We start from the raw sequence: 20097 nt of genomic DNA on the forward strand, positions 1-20097 counted from the left end.
CCATGGAAACACGTGCAAACTACGTCTTGATCGGAGCGTTCGCCCTCGCCGGTTTCATCGGCATTCTGGGCTTTCTGCTGTGGTTCGCCCAATTCGAACTGGACCGCCAGTTCGACTATTACGACGTGCGGTTTTCGTCCGTGTCCGGCCTCTCGCGCGCCTCGGAGGTCCGGTTTTCCGGGCTTCCCGTGGGGCAGGTCGTTTCCGTGGATCTTGCACCCGAGGGCGACGGGACGGTGGTGGCCCGCATTGAGATCGCAGGCGATACCCCGGTGCGAACCGACAGCGTCGCGACCATCGAATCCATGGGCGTGACCGGCGTCTCGTTCGTCGGCATCACGTCCGGCACTCCGGACGCGCCCCTTCTGACCGACGAAGACGGCATCCCCGAAATCGAGACCGGCCGCTCGGTGATCCAGACCCTGACCGAGGACGCGCCAAGGATCGTCGAAGAGGCCGTCACCGTCATGGAAAACATCGGCCAACTGCTGAACGACGACAACCAGCAGAAGGTTCAACTGATCCTGGACAACCTCGCGGACTCGTCCGGCGAGATCTCGCGCGCCCTGTCGGAATTCTCGGGGGTCAGCCGCACCATCGGCCAGGCCTCGGATGACATCGCGGACTTCGCTGGCCGGCTCAACCCTGTCGTTGCCGCCGTCGAGGATACCCTCGGCAATCTCGACACGACGCTGGAGGCGTTGACCTCGCTTTCGGGCCGGATCGAGACGTCGCTGGACGAGGCCGACGCCGCCCTCGAAAGCGGGCGCGGCGCGCTTGACGCGGCAGAGGTCTTCATGACCGGCGAATTGCAGGCGATCGCACAGGATCTGACGGCCACCACGTTGTTCCTGCGCGAACAGACGGGCGATCTGGTGACCGATGCGCGCGGCATGATCGGCGAATTCTCGGCCGTCGGCAGCGCCGCCACGGCGCGGCTGACCGAAGCCGAGGCCACCCTGACGGCCACCGAGAACGCCATCGGCCGGCTGGTCGCGACGCTCGACACGATCGACGGGGCGGTGACCTCGTTTGACGGGCTTATCACGACCGAAGGTGCCGCGCTGGTATCCGAGACGCGGACGATGATCGAGAATGCCGATCGGGCGATCGCGTCAGTCAATGCGGTGGCCGAGACCGATCTGCCCGCGATCGTCGCGGATATCCGGGATGCGACGAACACCGTGAACCGCGTCGCGGCAGAGGTCGGCACGAACCTGAGCGATGCCACCGGCAAGATCGACGGCCTCGCCGATGATGCCGCCACCACGCTCGCGCAGGTGACCGAGACCTTTGCCAATGCCAACCGGACGCTGGAAGCGATCGATCAGGCGCTGGTCACCGGCGAGCGCAGCCTCGAAGCGGCCGAACGGGCGTTCTCCGGTGCCGACAGGGTCATCAACGAGGATCTGGGGGCGATCACCGCGGACTTGCGGCAGGTCATGCAGCGGCTGGACGGGGCAATCGCACAGGTGGCCGACGATGTGCCCGCAATCACCGCGGACCTGCGCGACGCCGCCAGGACCGCCAACCGCGCCTTTGAAGAGGTCGGGCAACTGATGGCGGACTCGGGCGAACCGATCCGGCAGTTCACGACGTCCGGCCTGCCGCAATACATGCAACTGGCCCAAGAGACCCGCGCACTGATCGCCAATTTCGAACGCATCGCCCGACAGATCGAGCGCAATCCCGCGCAGTTCTTCCTCAACCGTCAGACACCGGAGTTCCGCAGATGACCCCTTTACGCAGCATTCTGTTTCCGTTGGTCGCACTGGCTCTGAGCGGATGTGCGGCCATCACCGCGGTCAACGAGGCCACGACACCGCTGCAAGCCTATGAACTGCGCGCGCCGGCCGACACCCCCACGGTGCGGGGCAGCCTGCAACGCGATCTGGTGATCGAGACGCCCAGCACGAGCGGCGCGCTTGATACGGACCGGATCATGATCCGGCCCAGCCCGGTCGAGGTGGCATATCTGCCCGCGTCCCGCTGGACGGATAACGCCCCCGTCATGCTGACCACGCTCATGGTCCGCAGCTTCGCGGATACCAACGCACTGCGTTACGTCGGGCGTCGCCCGCTCGGCGGCTCGGCGGATTATACGCTGATATCCGAGCTTACCGATTTTCAGGCCGAACTCGGACCTGACGGAACCACGGCGACGACACGTGTCCGGCTGAGCGCGCAGCTTGTGCGCGGCGAGGATACCGTCATCCTGGGCAGCCGCACCGTCGAGACCGCGTCCACCGTCGCGTCCACGGAAACAGCCGATCTGGTCGCAGGGTTCGATCAGGCCACGACGGCGGCCCTGAACGACCTGCGGACATGGGCCCTGCGGCGCATGGGACTTGGCGTTTCGGGCTGAAACGCGATGCGCGGCCTTGCCCGCCGGCACGCAGCGCCACACGACAGCGCGGGGCGTCACGGCCACCGCGGTTGTGAAACCATGCCCCACAGGTCATTCCCGCCTTGTTTTCCCTGCAGATACTTACGGCTGTTTGCATTTTGCTGCACCTGCACATAATTTTCTGCAGGTGCATTATCACTGACACATACCTGTGATACCGTGATTTGAGACAAGATTTGAGGCAAAGCATGACCGAACGGCCCCCCTCCACCGACATCACCACCGCATATGCAGATTTTCTGGATCGCATAGCACGCCTGACCATCGGCAAGGCGACCGGTGGCATGGCCCCATCGACACTTATGTCCGCGATGGCGGACTGGTCCATGCACCTTGCCACGGCCCCCGGAAAACAAAGCTTGCTGGCCGAAAAGGCAATGCAGGCGCCGGCCGCGATCGCGGCACGCAGCATGAACCCCGACGCGGCCCTGCCGGTGCAGGAAGACCGCCGTTTCGCGTCAGAGCATTGGGACACACCGCCGTTTTCGATGCTGCGCGACAGTTTCCTGCTGACCGAGGACTGGTGGCAGTCGGCCACGACGGATGTGCGCGGCATGTCCGCCAGCAACGAGGCCGCGCTGAGCTTTGCGGTCCGGCAGGCGCTCGACACGGTCTCTCCAACCAATTTTCCGCATCTCAACCCCGAAGTCCTGACACGCGCGCACCAGACCAAGGGTGCAAGCCTTGTGCAGGGCATGATGAACACCGTTGCGGATGTCTCCAGAAACGTCACACCGGACCCCGAGCCGCAGCCGACACCTGCGGAACTGACAGTCGGAGACGGCCTTGCCGCGACCCCCGGCAAGGTCGTCGCCCGCAGCCATCTGGCCGAACTGATCCAGTACACCCCCACCACCGAAACCGTGCACCCCGAGCCGATCCTGATCGTCCCGGCATGGATCATGAAATACTATATCCTCGATCTGTCGGCGCACAACTCGATGGTGCGCTGGCTGGTGTCGCAGGGATACACGGTCTTCATGATCTCGTGGCGCAACCCCGGCGCGGACGACCGTGATCTGGGGATGCAGGAATATCTCGATCAGGGGCCGCGCATGGCGCTCAACGCGATCGAGGCGATCACCGGGTCGGACCGCATCCATGCCACGGGGTATTGCCTTGGCGGTACGCTGCTGGCGATCCAGGCGGCGACGATGAAGCGCGCAGGCGACGATCGGCTGGCGTCGATGACGCTTCTGGCCGCGCAGGTGGATTTCTCCGAGCCGGGCGAGCTTGCGCTGTTCGTCTCCGAGGCGCAGGTCGCGCTGCTCGAGGATCTGATGGCGCAGCAGGGCTATCTCGACGGCGACCAGATGGCGGGGGCGTTCACGATGCTGCGCTCCAACGACCTGGTCTGGTCGCGTCTGATCCGCGAGAACATGATGGGCGAACATGCCGAACCCAACGACATGATGGCGTGGAATGCCGACACCACACGCATGCCCTACCGGATGCATTCGGAATACCTGCGGGGCCTGTTTCTGGAAAACCGGCTGTCGAACGGGAAATACCGGATCGACGGAAAGATCGTGTCGCTCAGCGATCTGGATCTGCCGATCTGTGCCGTGGGCACCGAGAAGGATCATGTCGCGCCGTGGACCTCGGTCTACAAGATCCATCACCTGACCGATGCCGATATCACCTTCATCCTCACCAATGGCGGGCACAATGCCGGCATCATCTCCGAGCCGGGCCACAGGCACCGCCACTACCGGATGTCGACGACGCTCCATGCCGGGCGCTACCTCGATCACGAGGCCTGGCGCGATGCCGCGCCGGTGACCGAAGGGTCGTGGTGGCTGGGCTGGGCCGACTGGCTTGAAACCCTCTCTGGCGAGCGTGTCGCGCCGCCGCCCATGGGACGGCCCGATGCGGGCTACGAGCCACGGGACGATGCCCCCGGCACCTATGTCTTTCAGACGTGAGGACGCGCCATGATGCTTGAAAACCGGATCGGTCTCGTGGTCGGCGTGGCGAATGAACACTCCATCGCGGCGGGCTGTGCCAAGGCGTTCGCACGCGAGGGGGCCACGCTTGCGCTGACCTACATGAATGACCGCGCGCTGCCGCATGTGCGGCCCGTCGCCGACGCCGCCGGGGCCGCCGAACTGCTGCCGCTCGATCTTGCCGATCCCGCGCAGATCGACGCGGTCTTCGACACCATCGCCAACCGCTGGGGCCGGCTGGATTTCCTGCTGCATTCGGTGGCGTTCTGCCCCAAGGACGACCTGCACGGGCGCGTCGTCGACTGCTCTGCCGATGGCTTTGCACAGGCGATGGACATCTCGTGCCATTCCTTCCTGCGCCTCGCGCGCAAGGCAGAGCCATTGATGCAGAAGGGCGGCAGCCTGCTGACGGTCAGCTATTACGGCGCCGAAAAGGTGGTGGACCATTACAACATCATGGGCCCGGTCAAGGCCGCGCTCGAGGGCGTCACCCGCGAGGTCGCGGTCGAACTGGGGCCGCAGGGCATTCGCGCCAACGTCCTGTCACCCGGCCCCATCGCCACGCGCGCGGCGTCGGGCATCGAGGATTTCGAAAGCCTGATGCAGGATGCCCGCGAGCATGCGGCGCAAAGGCGGCTGGTGACCATCGACGAGGTCGGCGAAATGGCCGCGTTCCTTGCCTCGGACCGGGCATCGGGCGTCACCGGGTCCATTTCCTATATCGACGGAGGACGGCATGTCCGAATGTAACGGGGATACCCCCGAGCGGATCGAGAACCGCACGCTGGACGAGTTGAGCATCGGCGAAAGCGCCGAGATGGTGCGCGTTCTGGCGCAAGAGGATATCGAGCTGTTCGCGGTGATGTCGGGCGACGTGAACCCCGCGCATCTCGATGCCGACTATGCCGACGAGACACAGTTTCACCACGTCGTCGCGCATGGCATGTGGGGCGGCGCGCTGATCTCGGCGGTGCTGGGGACGCGCCTGCCGGGGCCGGGCACGATCTATACCGACCAGTCGCTGCATTTCAAACGCCCGGTGGCCATCGGCGACAGCATCACCGTGCGCGTCACCGTGGCCGAGATCGACCGCGACAGCGGCCGCGTGACGCTTGATTGCCTGTGCCGCAACCAGCACGACAAGGTGGTGATCGATGGCCGGGCCGAGGTGCTGGCGCCGCGCCACAAGATCAGCCGCGCGGTGACCGCGCTGCCCACGGTGCGGATGCACAAGCCCGGCGCGCGGTTCAACGCGCTGGTCGAACAGGCACACGAATTGCCCCCGATGCCGACGGCGGTCGTGCATCCCTGCGACAGCCTCAGCCTGCTGGGCGCGCTTCAGGCCGAACAGGCCGGCCTGATCGAGCCGTTCTGGGTTGGCCCCCGCGCCAAGATCGAGGCCACGGCCTCGGATGCGGGCGTCACGGTCGATGCCGACCGTATCATCGATGCCCCGCACAGCCATGCCGCCGCCGAGGCCGCCGTCGCACTGGTGCGCGAGGGCCGCGCAAGCGCGTTGATGAAGGGCAAGCTGCACACCGACGAGTTGCTGGAGGCCGTCCTCGACCGCGCCAAGGGCCTGCGCACCGAACGCCGCCTCAGCCATGTCTTCGCACTCGACGTGCCGGATCACGAGCGGCTGCTCTTCATCACCGACGCGGCGATCAACATCGCGCCGGATCTTCCCACGCTTGCGGATATCGTGCAGAATGCTCTGGATCTGGCCATCGCCCTGGGGATCGAGACACCGCGCGCCGCGATTCTTTCGGCGGTCGAGACGGTGACCTCGAAGCTGCCCTCGACGCTGCTGGCCGCCTCGATCTGCAAGATGCACGACCGCGGCCAGATCACCGGGGGGCTGGTGGACGGGCCGCTGGCCTTTGACAACGCGATCTCGCCCGAGGCGGTCAAGGCCAAGGGCATCAAATCCGACGTGGCGGGCCTTGCCGATATCCTGGTCGCGCCGAACCTCGAAAGTGCCAACATGATCTCGAAACAGCTCATTCATCTGGCCGGTGCCGAAGCGGCGGGTGTCGCGGTCGGCGCGCGGGTGCCGATCATGCTGACCAGCCGGTCCGACAGCGCCGCCGCGCGCCTTGCATCGGCGGCCCTCGCACGGCTTCTGGCGGACGCACAACCCTCGACGCCTGTCTGATGTCCGGGGTGCTGCTGATCCTCAACACCGGCTCGTCCAGCGTGAAGTTCGCCCTGCACGACGCCGACAGCCATGACCGCATCGCCCACGGCGCGATCGAGGGGGTTGGGCGCACGCCCGTCATGACCCTGCACGAGGGCGAGACAAGGCAGACCCTGCACCCCGAAGATGACAAGATCGACATGGGCGCGCTGATCGACTGGCTGCTGGCCGGGCTAGACGCGCGTCTCGGGCCGCTGGATCTGGTCGGCGCAGGGCACCGCGTGGTGCATGGCGGACAGGATTTTGACGCGCCGGCACGGATCACGGACGACGTTCTGACCCGGCTGGACGCGCTCTGCCCGCTGGCGCCGGGGCATCAGCCCTACAACCTGATGGGCATTCGCGCGGTCGCCGCACGCTGGCCGGCCTGCCCGCAGATCGCCTGTTTCGACACCGCGTTCCACCGCACCCGCCCGCGCCACACCCAGCTTTTCGCCCTGCCCCGCGCACTGTCGGACGAGGGCATCCTGCGCTACGGCTTTCACGGGCTGTCCTACGATCACATCGCCGCATGCCTGCCGGAGATGATGGAAGACCGCGTGGCACGCGGCAAGGTCATCGTCGCGCATCTGGGCAGCGGCGCAAGCCTGTGCGCCATGGAGGGCGGGCAAAGCGTGGACACCACGATGGGCTTTACCGCGCTTGACGGGCTGATGATGGGCACGCGCTGCGGGCAGATCGACCCCGGCGTGCTGATCCACCTGATGCGCGAAAAGGGGATGGACGCCGACGCGCTGGAAACGCTTCTGGGTAAAAAGAGCGGCCTTGCGGGCGTTTCGGGGATCAGTTCGGACATGCGCGACCTTCTGGCCAGCCCGGCCCCCGAGGCGGCCGAGGCCGTCGCGCTGTTCGTGCACATGATCCAGCGCCAGATCGGCGCACTGACCGCAAGCCTCGGGGGTCTGGATGCGCTGGTCTTCACCGCAGGGATCGGCGAACGCTCGCCCGTGGTCCGGTCGAAGGTGATGGCGGGTCTGGGTTGGCTTGGGCTGGTGCCCGATGAAGCCGCGAACGCGGCCAACGAGACACTGATTTCGAGCCCCGACAGCCGTGTGACCGCCGCCATGATCCCCACCGATGAAGAGGGCGTGATCCTGCGCGCGCTGGTCGACCGGGTGGGCTGAACCGCGCGCGTCAGGCGAGGCTCAAAGCACGTAGCGGCTAAGATCCGTGGATCTCATCAATTCGCCAAGGTTCGCCTCGACGAAATCCGCGTCCACGGTCACCGTCTCGCCGGTGCGATCGGGGGCGGTAAAGCTCAACTCTTCGAACACCCGCTCCATCACCGTGTAAAGCCGGCGCGCGCCGATATTCTCGACCGACTGGTTCACCTCGGCCGCGATCCGGGCCAGCGCCGCGATCCCATCCTCGGTGAAGTCCACCGTGACCTGCTCGGTGCCCATGAGGGCGGTGTATTGCCGCGTCAGGGCATTGTCGGTCTCGGTCAGGATTCGCACGAAATCCGCCTCGGTCAGCGCACGCAACTCGACACGGATGGGCAGCCGCCCCTGCAGTTCGGGCAACAGGTCCGACGGCTTGGCGGTGTGAAACGCGCCCGAAGCGATGAACAGGATATGATCGGTCCTGACCGCGCCATGCTTGGTGCTGACGGTCGTGCCCTCGATCAGCGGCAGCAGATCACGCTGCACACCCTCGCGTGAGACGTCGCCACCGCGCGCGTCGGACTTGGCGCAGACCTTGTCGATCTCGTCCAGAAACACGATGCCGTTTTCTTCCACGGAGTCGAGCGCGGTGCGATTGACCGTCTCGTCATCGAGCAGCTTGTCAGCCTCTTCCCCGATCAGCAGGTCATGGCTATCGGCGACGCTGACCCGCTTTGTGGTGGTGCGCCCGCCGAACGCCTTGCCGAAAATGTCGCCCAGGTTCATCATCTGCGACCCCGGCTGGCCCGGAATTTCCATACCACCCAACGGGTTGGAGGTGTCGCTGACCTCGATATCGATCATCGTGTCGTCAAGCAGCCCGTCACGCAGCTTCTTGCGGAACATCTCGCGCGTGCCCTCGCGGGCATCCTCGCCGGCGATGGCGGTGATCACGCGTTCCTCTGCGGCGGCCTCGGCGCGGGCCTTGACGTCCTCGCGCATCCACTCGCGGGTCTGGGTGATGGCGCTGTCCACCAGATCGCGGATGATCTGTTCAACATCGCGCCCGACATAGCCCACTTCGGTGAACTTGGTCGCCTCGACCTTGATGAAGGGCGCGCGGGCCAGCTTGGCCAGACGGCGGCTGATCTCGGTCTTGCCGACGCCCGTGGGGCCGATCATCAGGATATTCTTGGGGTACACTTCGTCGCGCAGATCGTCAGCCAGCTGCTTGCGCCGCCAGCGGCTACGCAAGGCAACGGCGGTCGCGCGCTTGGCTTCTTTCTGGCCGATGATGAAGCGGTCAAGCTCCGAGACGATCTCGCGCGGGGTCAGGTCGGTCATTTCGAAATGGTCTCCACGGTGAGATTGCCGTTGGTGTAAATGCAGATATCAGCTGCGATGGCCATTGCCTTGCGGGCAATCTCCTCGGCCGACAAGTCTGTCTTGTCGGACAGGCCGCGCGCGGCGGCGAGCGCGAAATTGCCGCCCGAACCGATGGCGGCCACGTCATGCTCGGGTTCCAGCACGTCGCCGGCGCCGGTGATGACGTATAGTTGATCGCCATCTGTCACGATCAGCATCGCCTCGAGCTTTTGCAGGTACTTGTCGGTGCGCCAGTCCTTGGCGAGATCGACGCAGGCGCGCTGCAACTGTCCCGGTGTCGCCTCGAGCTTGGTTTCCAGCCGTTCCAGCAGGGTGAAGGCGTCCGCGGTCGATCCGGCAAAGCCCGCCACGACATCATAGCCACCGGGGCTGAGCCTGCGGACCTTGCGCGCACCGCCCTTGATCACGGTCTGGCCAAGACTGACCTGACCGTCCCCGGCGACGACAACCTCGCCGCCCTTGCGCACACCGATGATGGTGGTTCCGTGCCAACCGGGAAAATCGCTCATGATCGGGGGCTCCGTTTCGTTCCGGACGGTGCGCGCGCCGCACCGCGGGGGCAAGCTGCGCGTGAATAAGGGGGCCGCGTATGCTGCAGCCCCCTTGCGGACAACTGTCGCGGCTCAGATGCTCTCTTCGATCCAGCTTTGCAGTGCGGCCTTGGGCGCGGCACCGGTCTTGTTCGACACGACCTCGCCATTCTTGAAGATGAACAGCGCCGGAATGCCGCGAATGCCCATCGAGGCCGCGGAATTGGGGTTGCTGTCAACATCGACCTTGGCGACCTTGATCCTGCCGTTCATCTCGTTGGCCAGTTCTTCAAGCGCGGGGCCGATCTGCTTGCAGGGGCCGCACCATTCGGCCCAGAAATCCACGACGACGGGGACATCGGAATTTTTTACTTCGGCGTCGAAGGTGGCGTCGGTTACGGCAACGGTGGCCATGTCGGTTCTCCTAACGTTTCGGGTGTGAATTGTAAGTATGGAGCCGGGCGCGGCGCGTCAAGCGATCCCGGCGGATTCGAGCGCCGCGGTCACGCTGTCGTGCGGCAGTCGCATCAGCGTTGCGGTCCGCGTCCAGAGCAGCGCCGTCTCGATCCGCCGGTCCGGGTACAGCGCCGACAGCGCATGCGCATAGACCCCCATCTGCCGCAAAAGACCGTCCGGACACTCCTGAACGGTGTCGGGCACCATGGCGTTGGTCTTGAAATCCACCGCCAGCACGTGATCGGGTTCGACGATCAGCCGGTCGATGGTGCCGTGCAACCGCCGCGCCCCGAGATCGGCGGTGATCGACACCTCGGTCAGCGCATCGCCGGCGAAGAGCGGCCCGAGGCTGGGCCGCGTAAGGACCTTTTCCGCCTCGGCCAGCAACAGCGCCAGTTCCGCGCCCGTGGCCGCATCCGCGCCATTCGCCAGCAGGCGCGCCGCCGTCGCGGGCCAGTCGGGCGCGGGCATCTGGGGCAGGAATTCCAGCAGGCGATGCACCTGCCGGCCGCGCCGCGTGGCGGCATCCTTGTCAAGACCATCCTCGCCCGGCAGCGACTTGTCCCCTCCAAGATCCTCGGACGGGCTCAGGGTTTTCTGGCGCGGCGGATGCTGTGCGGCAACCTGGGTGAATATCGGGGCGAGGACAGGGGCAGGTGACGGCGCGGCGGACCCTGACGGCGTCCGCGCCTCTGGCCAGTCCCCGTGTTGCAGACGCAGACCCGTCCCATCGGCAAAGTCATGCGGCACAGCCCCGGCGCCGTCCATCCCGCGCCGAATCTTGTCGTACCAGGACGTGCCCGGCTTGCCCGGATCGCCGTGTGCTGCGACGATCAGCCAGGTCTCGGCGCGGGTCATGGCGACGTAGAGCAGGCGGTCACGCTCGGCCTCCTGCGCGGTGCGCGCACCGGCGACGGCGTCGCCGATCACCTCGGGCATATCGGCCGCCGGGCCGGTCCAGAGCGGCACATCGCCCGCCGTGACGATCTGCGGGGTCGGCGAGGCACGCCACGCGCCGGTTTCCGGCAGGATCACCACCGGCGCCTCCAGCCCCTTGGCACCGTGAACCGTCATCACGCGGATGCGGTCGCCGGCGCTGTCCATCTGGCGCTTGATCTCCAGATCGTCGGTCTCCATCCAGACAAGGAACCCGGTCAGGCTGTCGACGGCGCGCTGCTCGTAAGCCATCGCCTGGGACAGCAGGGCGTCGATCCCGTCCTCGGCCTCGCGGCCCAGACGGGCCAGCAGGCGGCGGCGTCCGTCATGCCGGGTCAGGATGCGCTCGATCAGCTCGAACGGGCGCAGGTAATCGACGTGATCCAGAAGATCGTCGATCACCGCCATCTCGGCCGGATACTCCGCCCGCCTGTTGCGCAGCGCCTGCCACAGGTAGCGCGCTTCGCGGCCCTGCGCGAGATCGTATAGCTGCGCCTCGGACCAGCCGAACAGCGGCGATTTCAGGGCTGTGGCCAGCGACAGGTCATCCTCGGGCGTGGACAGGAACGCCAGCAAGGCCCCCAGATCGCGCACCGCCAGTTCGGCGCCGACCTTGAGCCGATCCGCCCCGGCGATCGGCAGGCCTTCGGCCTTGCACGCGCGGATGATCTCGTGAAAGAGCGCCGAGCGGCGGCGCACGAGTATCAGGAAATCCCCGGCAGTGACGGGTCGGCCCCCCGACGACGCGGCACCATCCGGGATCATCTCGCCGCGGTCGAGCATCGCGCGCATCTCGGATGCCACGCGGCGGGCCAGCAGGATCGCCGGATCCGACGCCCCACGAATATCGACGGGCTGATGCCACGCGGGCGGCTCTTCGGTGTCGGGTTTTTCCACCACCGGCCACAGATCCACCCGGCCGGGGAGTGCGTCGAAAAACGCCTTGTGGCGTTCCTCGGGCGCAAAACCGCTATCGGCACTGTCATCGAAACAGCAATCGACGCAGGTCAGGATCGCGCGCGATGAGCGAAAGGACCAGGCCAGCACCCGCGATTGCAGGGGTGTCCCGGCACCCGCAAGGCGGTTGGCGAAATCGTGCTGCATGCGGTCGAACTCTCGCGGATCGGCCCCCTGGAAGGAATAGATCGACTGTTTCTTGTCGCCCACCACGAAGATCGTGCGGGCCGTGTCGGCCCGCGCGCCCTGCCCGCTGGTGAATTCCTGTGCCAGACGCTCGATCACCTGCCACTGCACGGGGCTGGTATCCTGCGCCTCGTCCACGAGGATATGGTCGATCCCGCCATCCAGCCGGTACAGCACCCAGGCCGCAACCGCCGGGTCGGTCAGCAGATCACGCGCGCAGAGGATCAGGTCGTCGAAATCCAGCCAGCCGCGCAATTGCTTGGCGCGCGCATAGGCCGGAAGGAAGATTTGCGCGAAATCGTGCAACGCACGGGTCTTTTGCATCGCGGCAAGGGCGAGACGCGCGGCGCGGGTCTCTTCGATGCGCAGCATCCATTGTTCGATCTGGTCGATCACCCCGGTCAGACCTGCGCGCGTGGCCTTGGTCGGAAACGTCCCGATCTTGGCCGAAAACGGGTCTTTCGCGCCGCTGCCGGTCAGAAAGACATCCTCAAGGACAGCAAGGGCACCATGATCCAACGCGCCGATCCGTGCGAGTTTCTCGGCGGCCTTGACGTCATTCGCCGAACCGGCCCTGAGCGCCGGTATCAACTGGTCCAGCAAGGTTTGCTCGTTGCCGAGAAAGGCGCGGGCCTCGATCCCGGCCATGTTCAGACCCTCGGGCAGACCGAACAGCGCGGCGAGCTCCGCGTCGTCCGGGGAATGCGCGAACCCGGCGCGGTGGCGGGTGATTTCGGATGTCAGGCCATCAAGCGTCTCGCCCGAATAATGCCGGGCCAACGCATAGAACACCCCAGACTGCGGCCCGCTGGCCAGCTCCTCGACGATCTCGGCCCGCAAGAGACGCGCGGTGCGGTCCTCCATCTCGGCGAATTGCGGGGTGACACCGGCCTCCAACGGAAAGCGGCGCAGAAGCGCGGCGCAGAAAGAGTGGATCGTCTGGATGCGAAGGCCGCCGGGCGTCTCGATCGCCTGCGCGAAAAGGCGGCGCGCGCGGCGCAGCGTATCCTCGTCGATCACGCCCTCGTGGCCCAGCCTGTGCAGGGCGCTCCGCAGTTCGCCATCGGGCAGCATCGCCCAGCTTCCCAGACGCTCGAACAGCCGGTTCTGCATCTCGCTTGCGGCGGCCTTGGTGTAGGTCAGGCACAGGATGTGCTGCGGGTTCACCTCGTCCAGCAGCAACCGCGCGACCCGGTCTGTCAGAACGCGGGTCTTGCCCGATCCGGCATTGGCCGAAAGCCATGTCGACAGGTCCGGGCGCGCCGCATCGACCTGCGCCTGCGTGGCGGCATCGCGCACGCTCATTGCCCCACGCCCGTCTCATCGGGGGGATCGGTCACATCCCATTCGCCGAACCGCGCCAGCTGGTCGTAATCGCCACGCTCAGCGGCGCTGTGCGGCGCGCGGCGCGCGACATAGCCCTTGCCCGGCACCGAATAGGCCGCGATCAGCTCCGTGAACTCGGACCAGACCTGTTCGGCGGGTTCTTCATCAAGGCGCGCGGGCACTTCCTTCGGGGGGCTGCCCAGCCCGATGAACACCGCGCAGCGCACCGGGACCGGGCCAAGTTCCGCGAACGCGCCGCGCTCGGTCATCGCGGCCTCAAGCAGCAACTGCTTGTCAAAGCTGCGTTGTTCCTTGGCCGAGGGCGGCGCGCCTGTCTTGTAGTCGTAGATGCAAAGCCGTCCCTGCGCATCGAGGTCGAGGCGGTCCGCCTTGGCCGACAGGACGAACCCCAGTTCGGCGATCGCGGCGCGCCCGCGCACCTCGAAATCATAAGGTTCGGCGATGCTGCGTCGGCCCTGTTCGCTTTCAATGAACCAGTCCGCCACCCGCTCCAGCCGGGCCAGCCACAATGTGCGCGCCTCGGCCCAGGGCACGTCACGCATCAGAACCTCGTCCGCCATCGACAGCAGGACGTCGCGCGTGGCCTTGCCGGGATCGTCCCGCACAGCCTTGACGAACCGCTCCAGCACCTCGTGCAGGACGGTGCCGCGCAGCAGCGCATCGGGCACCTTCATCAGCGGATCGAGCGGGCGCAGACGCAGCACATGGCGCGCGTAGATCGCGTAAGGGTCGCGGATCAACCGCTTGATTTCCGTGACGCTCAGGTGATCGGGGCGCGCGGCGACCGGGGGCGCGGGCGCAGGACGCGCGGCGCGCGGCGCCTCCACGGGGGTTTCCAGCGCCGCGACCTGGTCAAGCCATGCCTGCCCGCGGTCGCGCATCGCCCCAAGCGCCGCCACACCGCCCTGGTCGGGCAACCCCGCCAGCAGGTTCTGAACCCGGTTCAGCCAGCGCGACACCACCGTTTCGGCATCGTCGGACCTGACCGCGCGTGTCAGCCAGACCTCTTTCGCCGCCACCGCCTGCTGGAAATCATGTGCCGACAGGCCGATCCGCCGTTCCGGCAGCAACAGCCCCGCGCGATGCCGCAAGGACCGGTTGAGCCACGGGTCGGGCGCGGGCGCCTCGGGCCAGCTGCCCTCGTTCAGCCCGGCAAGGATCAGCAGGTCCGCGCCCTGCACCCGCGCCTCCAGCGTGCCCCAGATCAGGATATGGGGATGCGGCTCGGTCGGGGTTCGGACCTCCTCGTTGGCAAGGATGCTGTGAAACAGGCTGGCGTAATCGGTGGCGTTCAACGCGCCCGCCGCCCCGGCCTCGGCCAACAGCCCGTCGACCGCCTTGCGCGCGTCCTGCCCGGCCTCTTTCTGCCAGAGCGTGCCGGCCCCGTCGCCGCGACAGCCCTGTGCAATCCGTTCCGCCAGCGCGACATGCGCCGCGACACGGGTGTCCAGGGGCATGTCGTCGGGCTGGGCCTGATCGGTGAAACAATCGCAAAGCCATGTCACCCACTCGGGGATCAGCGCGTCGGACTTGGCGCCAGCCCAGGCCCGCAGGCTTTCGGCCGTGGGATAGGGCGGGCCGTGGCGGCGCAGGTGCAGTTCCAGCTCGCGCGTCAGGCGCAGGTGATCGCCGCGCAGCCCCCCCTGATGCGTCAGCGGGTGCTTGAGCAGGGTCAGCAGCGCCTCCGCGCTCAGCGTCTGGCGAGACAGATCGGCGACATGACGCAGGAACCGCCCCGGCGGCGACAGGTGCAGCGGCTGACCCGCGCTGTCATCGGGCAGGATGTGCCAACGGTCGAGGGCGGCGGTCACCTGCCGGCTGAGCGTGCGGTCGGGCGTGATCAGCGCGGCGGTCTGGCCGTCCTCGGCGGCTTGCCGCAGACGCATCGCGATCGCCAGCGCCTCGGCCCGCGTCGACGGCGCCTCGATCAGCGTGACATCGGCCATTGCATTTTCGATGCCCTGCAAGGCCGGTCCGTCGCGCAGCCACTGATCGGTGACGGGCGCGGGGCGCAGGGCCAGCGACATCAGCGCGTTGCGCGCCGGGCTGGGCGGCGTGCCGTCGGACCACGGGCGCACATCATGCGCGGAAATTCCCGCGCCTTCGGCAAACTTCACGAAACGGTATTGCGGATGATCCTCGGATGTCATCGCATCGCCGAGCGCATCCCAGACATGCGCCGGCGCGTCGAAATCAAAACCGGGCAGCACCACCGCGCCCTGCGGCAATCGCGCCACCGCCTGCATCAAAACCTGTGTCGCCCCGCGCGAGCCCGTTGATCCGGCAACGATGATCGGGGCCTGCGGCGGCGCCTCGGCCCATAGATCTGCCAGCCGTTCGATCACCATGCGCTGCCGTGTCTCCACGTCCGGGTTTTCGGGATCGGCCTCGAAATAGTGCCGCACGATGCCCAGAAAGGCCTTGATCCGCGCCCAGTGGCCGGACTGGTCGCTGACATCGAGATCCTCGATGACCTGCGGCGCCACACCCTCGCCATGCATCTCGTCCACCAGCCCGGCAAGACTGTCGGCAAGGTGAAAGATCGCGCTGCGCGGCGCCAGATCGGGCTGGCTGTCGAGCAGCCGCGAGATGAGCTGCACCAGTTCCAGCCGCCGGCGCAGGCGTGGCACCGGGTCGGGGACATGCGCCAGGTCCCACATCTCGCCCAGATCGGTGACAAGGCTGATCCGCGGCAACAGGCAGGGTGGCCCTTGGTCGAACAGATCGCGGATGCGCCGCGCCATGCGGCGGGTGTTCACGATCAGGGTGACACGCGCCAGCGCCTCGGGCGGCTGGCCGGCATGGCGCGCGCGCAGCCCCTCGACCAGCGCGCGCGGAAAATCAAGACCGGGGGCCAGGCCATAGACGCGCGGGGTGTCCGACGGCTCAAACATCGCGCAGCATCGCCTCGGCCTGCGCGATCCCCTCGGGACGTCCGACGTCGCACCACCGGCCGGGATAGGGCGTGGCCGACAGCCGCCCGTCACGCAGCATCTTGTCCCACAGAACGTTGAGCGAAAAGCACCGGTCCTCGATCTCGTGCAGCAGGTCGGGCTTGATGATCTGAACGCCCGAATAGATCAGGCCCGGCCCGCGCGCCGCACGCCCGTCGGCGGCGATGCGGAAGTCACCGGCGCCAGAATGCCCCACCGCGCGGTCGGGCGGCACGCAAAGCAGCAGCGCGTCCATGTCGTCGGGCCGCCACCGTGCCGCGAGATGGCACAGCGGATTCGGCCCGTGCCAGACCGCATCGGTGTTCATGGTGACGACCGGCCCCGGCCCCAACAGCGGCAATGCGGCACGCAGCCCGCCCCCGGTCTCGAGGATGTCTTGCGTCTCGTGCGAGAAGGCCACGTCACGCCCGGCGAGATGCGCGGTGATCCGGTCAGGCAGGTAATGCAGGTTGACCACCGTGCGCGGCGGGCCGTACTCGGCCACGAGATCAAGCGCATGGTCGATCAGGGCGCGCCCCGCGACCTGGATCAGCGGCTTGGGGCGATCCCTCGTCAGCGCGCCCATCCGCGTGCCGAACCCGGCGGCGAACAGCATCACCGGAAACGTCATGTCGCGCATCGTTCTTTCAGCCCCTGCAGAAAGGTTGCGTCCGGAGCGGGCAGGTTGTCCTGCACATGTGCGGCAATGCCTTGCAGCGCCGGATGCCCGAGATCACGCTGCAACAGGTCCCAGACCCGCGGGATCAGATCCACGTAATGCGCCTTGCCGTCGCGCAGGCAGAGCCGCGCGAAGACACCGAGAATACGCAGGTTTCTCTGCGTGCCAAGGCAATGATAGGCGGTGATGAAAGCCTCCGGATCCGCGCCGGTCGCCGCCACGTAGCGGTCGATCATCGCGCTTTCGATGTCGGGCGGCACATCGCGGCGCGCATCCTGCAGGACCGACACCAGATCATAGGCGGGATGGCCGCGCATGGCATCCTGAAAGTCGAGCAACCCGACCCGTGCGACGCCGGCGCGGTCGGGCAGCCACAGAAGGTTCTCCGCGTGATAGTCGCGCTGGATCAGGACATCCGCCCGTTGCGCATGCTGCGCGAGCAGCGCTTGCATTTCGACGTGAAACCCGGCCCGCGCGGGGCTATCCGACACGGTACCGCCATCAAGATACCAGTCGAAGGCAAGCGCGGCCATGTCGGCCATCACGCGTGGCGAATACGGCTCCAGCCCGGTCGGGGGCGGATGGCGGTGCAGCTCGACCAGTACATCGGTCGCGGCCTCGTAGAGCGGCGGTTCCTTGCCGGGCTCGGCCTCCAGCACCCGCGCGAACAGGGCGTCGCCCAGATCCTCGAGCAGAAGAAAGCCACCCGCGCTGTCCTCGGCGAGGATCCGCGGCGCACTCAGGCCCAGCCCCGAAAGGTGCCGCGCGATCCGGGCAAAGGCCGTGACATCCTCGCCCCTGTCGGCAGGCGCATCCATCAGCACGGCCCGCGCGCCGTCCCGGGCGCGCAAGCGCAGATACCGACGGTTCGACGCGTCCCCGGCAAGCGGGCGGGTTTCGGCGCCGTACCAACCGCTCGCACGGATGAAATCGGCTGTGGCCTGTGCGCGATCAGACATCGGCGAGCCCCGCCAGCCGGGCCGTCCAGCGCGGATCGGTCCATGTCAGTGTCAGGTGGCGACAGTTTTCGTCCGCCCCGGTCGCGAAATGCAGCGAAAGCGCGGTCGCCGGGCACAGATCGCCCAGACGGTCAGGCCATTCAACAAGGCAGATCGCGGTCTCGAACGCCTCGTCGAGGCCCAGTTCCGTGACCTCGCCCGGATCGCCAAGCCGGTAGAGATCGGCGTGCCAGATCTCGCATGTCGGGGCGGCGTAGACCTGAACCAGCGTGTAGGTGGGCGACGGCACATCCTCGGGATCGGTCAGGCATGACTGGATCAGGCAGCGCGCGAAATGCGTCTTGCCCGCCCCCACGCCGCCGTCGAGCAGCAGCACATCACCGGAACCAAGGCGCGGCGCCATGGCCCGTGCCAGCGCGCAGGTCTTGTCGGGGTGATCAAGGGCAAGGCTGTGGCACAGGTCGGACATGGCCCGACACTACACGCGCCATGCCTGCCCGCAACCCGGATCAGGCGATACGCTCGGGTTCCCGAAGCGCGCTTTGCTGGGCCTGCTGATGAAGCGAGAGCATCGCGCGCCCCTGTCCCAGCGGCGTGAGCTTGAGATCGACCCGCGTCCCCGCACCGTCCGGCGCGATACTGTCGGTCAGCGTGTTGCGAAGCGCATTCGAGGTGATCCGGTTTTCGACTTCTGACCAGAGCATCCTGTCGGGAAAGCGCGCTTGGCAGGCCTGCATGACGTCCGACAGGCACAGCTCGGTGATCGGCGTGTCCGGGGTCATGTCGATAATATCGCCGAATGCACGGTTGCAAAAGATCACCCGCCGGTCCTGGGACAGAACCGCGACTGCCGCGTCAAGATGGTCCAGCAACGAGTCGCGCAGCGCCATTTCGCCGCGGTGATGGCGCGTCCGGGACATCTCGTGCGAGATGTCCTCGAACAGGAAGGCGACCGCCCCGTCCGGGTGGGGGCGTCCCGTCACACGATAGCTCTGGCCGTTGGCAAGGCTCCACATCTCGCGGTAGTGGCCATCATGCGCGGCGCTGACCATGTCATTGATCTGGCTGCGCCAGCTTGAATAGTTCTTGGGCTCCGGCATCACCTGCCGGTCGCGCAGCATGTCGAAGAAGGCCACGATATCCGGGCGCGCGCTGAGAAACTCGACCTGCAGCCCGGTCAGATCGATGAGCGAGGGATTGAACATCACGAGCGTCTTGGCACGGTCGAACACGGCCAATCCGGTCGGCAGATCGGCGAAGGTCTTGCCCAGGGTCTGCACGAACTCGCGCTGCGTGGTCTCGGCCGCCACCAGGCCCGACACGTCGTTTGCGAAAAACAACCGCCCGTCTTCCCGGCATCTGACCGTCACGTCGAACCACTTGTCGGGCGTCTGCACGTCGCCGTCGGGCACGCGGATTCGGCGCGTCTTTGTCTTCGGGGGGGTGGGGGGCGGCATCAGTTCGGCCGACATGCGCGCCTTGTCCGCATCCGACAACGCCGCGGCCGCGCTGTTTTCCCACACCATGACCCCGGCATCATCCGACATCCAGACCGGGTACGGGGCGACCCGCAGCGCCTGACGGGACGCGCCGGATGCATGATGCGCGCGCCTGATCTCGTTCAGGCCCGCCGCCGACGGCGGCTGATCCTCGCACAGCCGAACGCGCAGCGCACCCGGCGTTGCCCGTGCTTCGATATGGGCGTTGTCCTGTGGCAGCCAGCTGTGGAAATGCCGCGTTTCGCCGGGGGAAATGACATTCGGGCTTTCCGGCAGATCCGGAAACCGAAAGCCGAGCCAGTCCCGGAACCCGGTCCATGCCGCAGAATCGGTCACGGATGCGGGAAAGCTGTCGCCCGCGTCATGATCCACAAGCCTGTCGCCACGAAAAAGAAAATGGCAGTCGTTCGGGCGCGCGGGTTCTGCATGGGCTCTGCGCCGCTCTGGCAGGACACCCAGGATCCATATCAGGGCCAGCGACACAAGACCGGCCGTCACCGTCAACACCGTCAGTTCCGTTATCGTCATGTCGGTCCCCCTGAGTTGCACCGATGCGCGTCATGCAGATTGTCGTGC

The 20097-nt window shown here is 66.8% G+C and carries 15 protein-coding genes; 6 read left to right on the forward strand and 9 right to left on the reverse strand.

Annotated elements, in window-relative coordinates:
- Window positions 1-2: 2 nt before the first annotated feature.
- The 6 genes from ACROSR_RS02000 (at window position 3) to ACROSR_RS02025 (ending at window position 7674) form a co-directional block, all read left to right on the forward strand.
- Complete coding sequence (locus tag ACROSR_RS02000; protein ID WP_432682093.1) at window positions 3-1736, forward strand: MlaD family protein; 1734 nt, start codon at window positions 3-5, stop codon at window positions 1734-1736.
- Window positions 1733-2365, forward strand: a complete 633-nt coding sequence (locus tag ACROSR_RS02005; RefSeq protein ID WP_432682094.1) for an ABC-type transport auxiliary lipoprotein family protein — start codon at window positions 1733-1735, stop codon at window positions 2363-2365. The genes ACROSR_RS02000 and ACROSR_RS02005 overlap by 4 nt, the downstream gene beginning before the upstream one ends.
- 230 nt (window positions 2366-2595) lie before the next feature.
- The gene (locus ACROSR_RS02010) at window positions 2596-4332 is read left to right on the forward strand and encodes a PHA/PHB synthase family protein (RefSeq protein ID WP_432682095.1); all 1737 of its coding nucleotides are present in this window, start codon (window positions 2596-2598) and stop codon (window positions 4330-4332) included.
- A 12-nt stretch (window positions 4333-4344) separates the two neighbouring features.
- Window positions 4345-5103 (forward strand): enoyl-ACP reductase FabI, encoded by a 759-nt coding sequence (gene fabI / locus ACROSR_RS02015; protein WP_432682281.1) that lies wholly within the window; start codon window positions 4345-4347, stop codon window positions 5101-5103.
- On the forward strand, window positions 5090-6508 hold the full coding sequence (locus ACROSR_RS02020; RefSeq protein ID WP_432682096.1) for a bifunctional enoyl-CoA hydratase/phosphate acetyltransferase: 1419 nt from the start codon (window positions 5090-5092) through the stop codon (window positions 6506-6508). The genes fabI and ACROSR_RS02020 overlap by 14 nt, the downstream gene beginning before the upstream one ends.
- Complete coding sequence (locus tag ACROSR_RS02025) at window positions 6508-7674, forward strand: acetate/propionate family kinase (RefSeq protein WP_432682097.1); 1167 nt, start codon at window positions 6508-6510, stop codon at window positions 7672-7674. The genes ACROSR_RS02020 and ACROSR_RS02025 overlap by 1 nt, the downstream gene beginning before the upstream one ends.
- Before the next feature lie 21 nt (window positions 7675-7695).
- Here ACROSR_RS02025 and hslU read toward each other — a convergent pair whose 3' ends face one another.
- The 9 genes from hslU to ACROSR_RS02070 all read right to left on the reverse strand — a co-directional run bounded on the left by hslU (window position 7696) and on the right by ACROSR_RS02070 (window position 20049).
- Complete coding sequence (hslU, locus tag ACROSR_RS02030; protein WP_432682098.1) at window positions 7696-8997, reverse strand: ATP-dependent protease ATPase subunit HslU; 1302 nt, start codon at window positions 8995-8997, stop codon at window positions 7696-7698.
- Window positions 8994-9548 (reverse strand): ATP-dependent protease subunit HslV, encoded by a 555-nt coding sequence (gene hslV, locus ACROSR_RS02035; protein ID WP_432682099.1) that lies wholly within the window; start codon window positions 9546-9548, stop codon window positions 8994-8996. Before hslV ends, hslU begins: the two co-directional genes overlap by 4 nt.
- 114 nt (window positions 9549-9662) lie before the next feature.
- Window positions 9663-9983: a thioredoxin gene (gene trxA, locus ACROSR_RS02040; protein WP_432682100.1), complete on the reverse strand. Its 321-nt coding sequence runs from the start codon at window positions 9981-9983 to the stop codon at window positions 9663-9665.
- A 57-nt stretch (window positions 9984-10040) separates the two neighbouring features.
- Window positions 10041-13409 (reverse strand): double-strand break repair helicase AddA, encoded by a 3369-nt coding sequence (gene addA / locus ACROSR_RS02045; RefSeq protein WP_432682101.1) that lies wholly within the window; start codon window positions 13407-13409, stop codon window positions 10041-10043.
- Window positions 13406-16345 (reverse strand): double-strand break repair protein AddB, encoded by a 2940-nt coding sequence (gene addB / locus ACROSR_RS02050; protein ID WP_432682102.1) that lies wholly within the window; start codon window positions 16343-16345, stop codon window positions 13406-13408. The genes addA and addB overlap by 4 nt, the downstream gene beginning before the upstream one ends.
- Window positions 16338-17024 (reverse strand): nucleotidyltransferase family protein, encoded by a 687-nt coding sequence (locus tag ACROSR_RS02055; protein ID WP_432682103.1) that lies wholly within the window; start codon window positions 17022-17024, stop codon window positions 16338-16340. Before ACROSR_RS02055 ends, addB begins: the two co-directional genes overlap by 8 nt.
- Complete coding sequence (locus ACROSR_RS02060; protein WP_432682104.1) at window positions 17012-18022, reverse strand: aminoglycoside phosphotransferase family protein; 1011 nt, start codon at window positions 18020-18022, stop codon at window positions 17012-17014. Before ACROSR_RS02060 ends, ACROSR_RS02055 begins: the two co-directional genes overlap by 13 nt.
- Window positions 18015-18491, reverse strand: coding sequence for a tRNA (adenosine(37)-N6)-threonylcarbamoyltransferase complex ATPase subunit type 1 TsaE (gene tsaE / locus ACROSR_RS02065; protein WP_432682105.1), 477 nt, complete (start codon window positions 18489-18491; stop codon window positions 18015-18017). The genes ACROSR_RS02060 and tsaE overlap by 8 nt, the downstream gene beginning before the upstream one ends.
- A 40-nt stretch (window positions 18492-18531) precedes the next feature.
- A complete protein-coding gene (locus tag ACROSR_RS02070; RefSeq protein ID WP_432682106.1) occupies window positions 18532-20049 on the reverse strand; it encodes a PAS-domain containing protein in 1518 nt (505 codons plus the stop codon).
- Window positions 20050-20097 lie beyond the last annotated feature (48 nt).

This window comes from Roseovarius tibetensis (assembly GCF_050896375.1).
Lineage (GTDB): Bacteria > Pseudomonadota > Alphaproteobacteria > Rhodobacterales > Rhodobacteraceae > Roseovarius > Roseovarius tibetensis.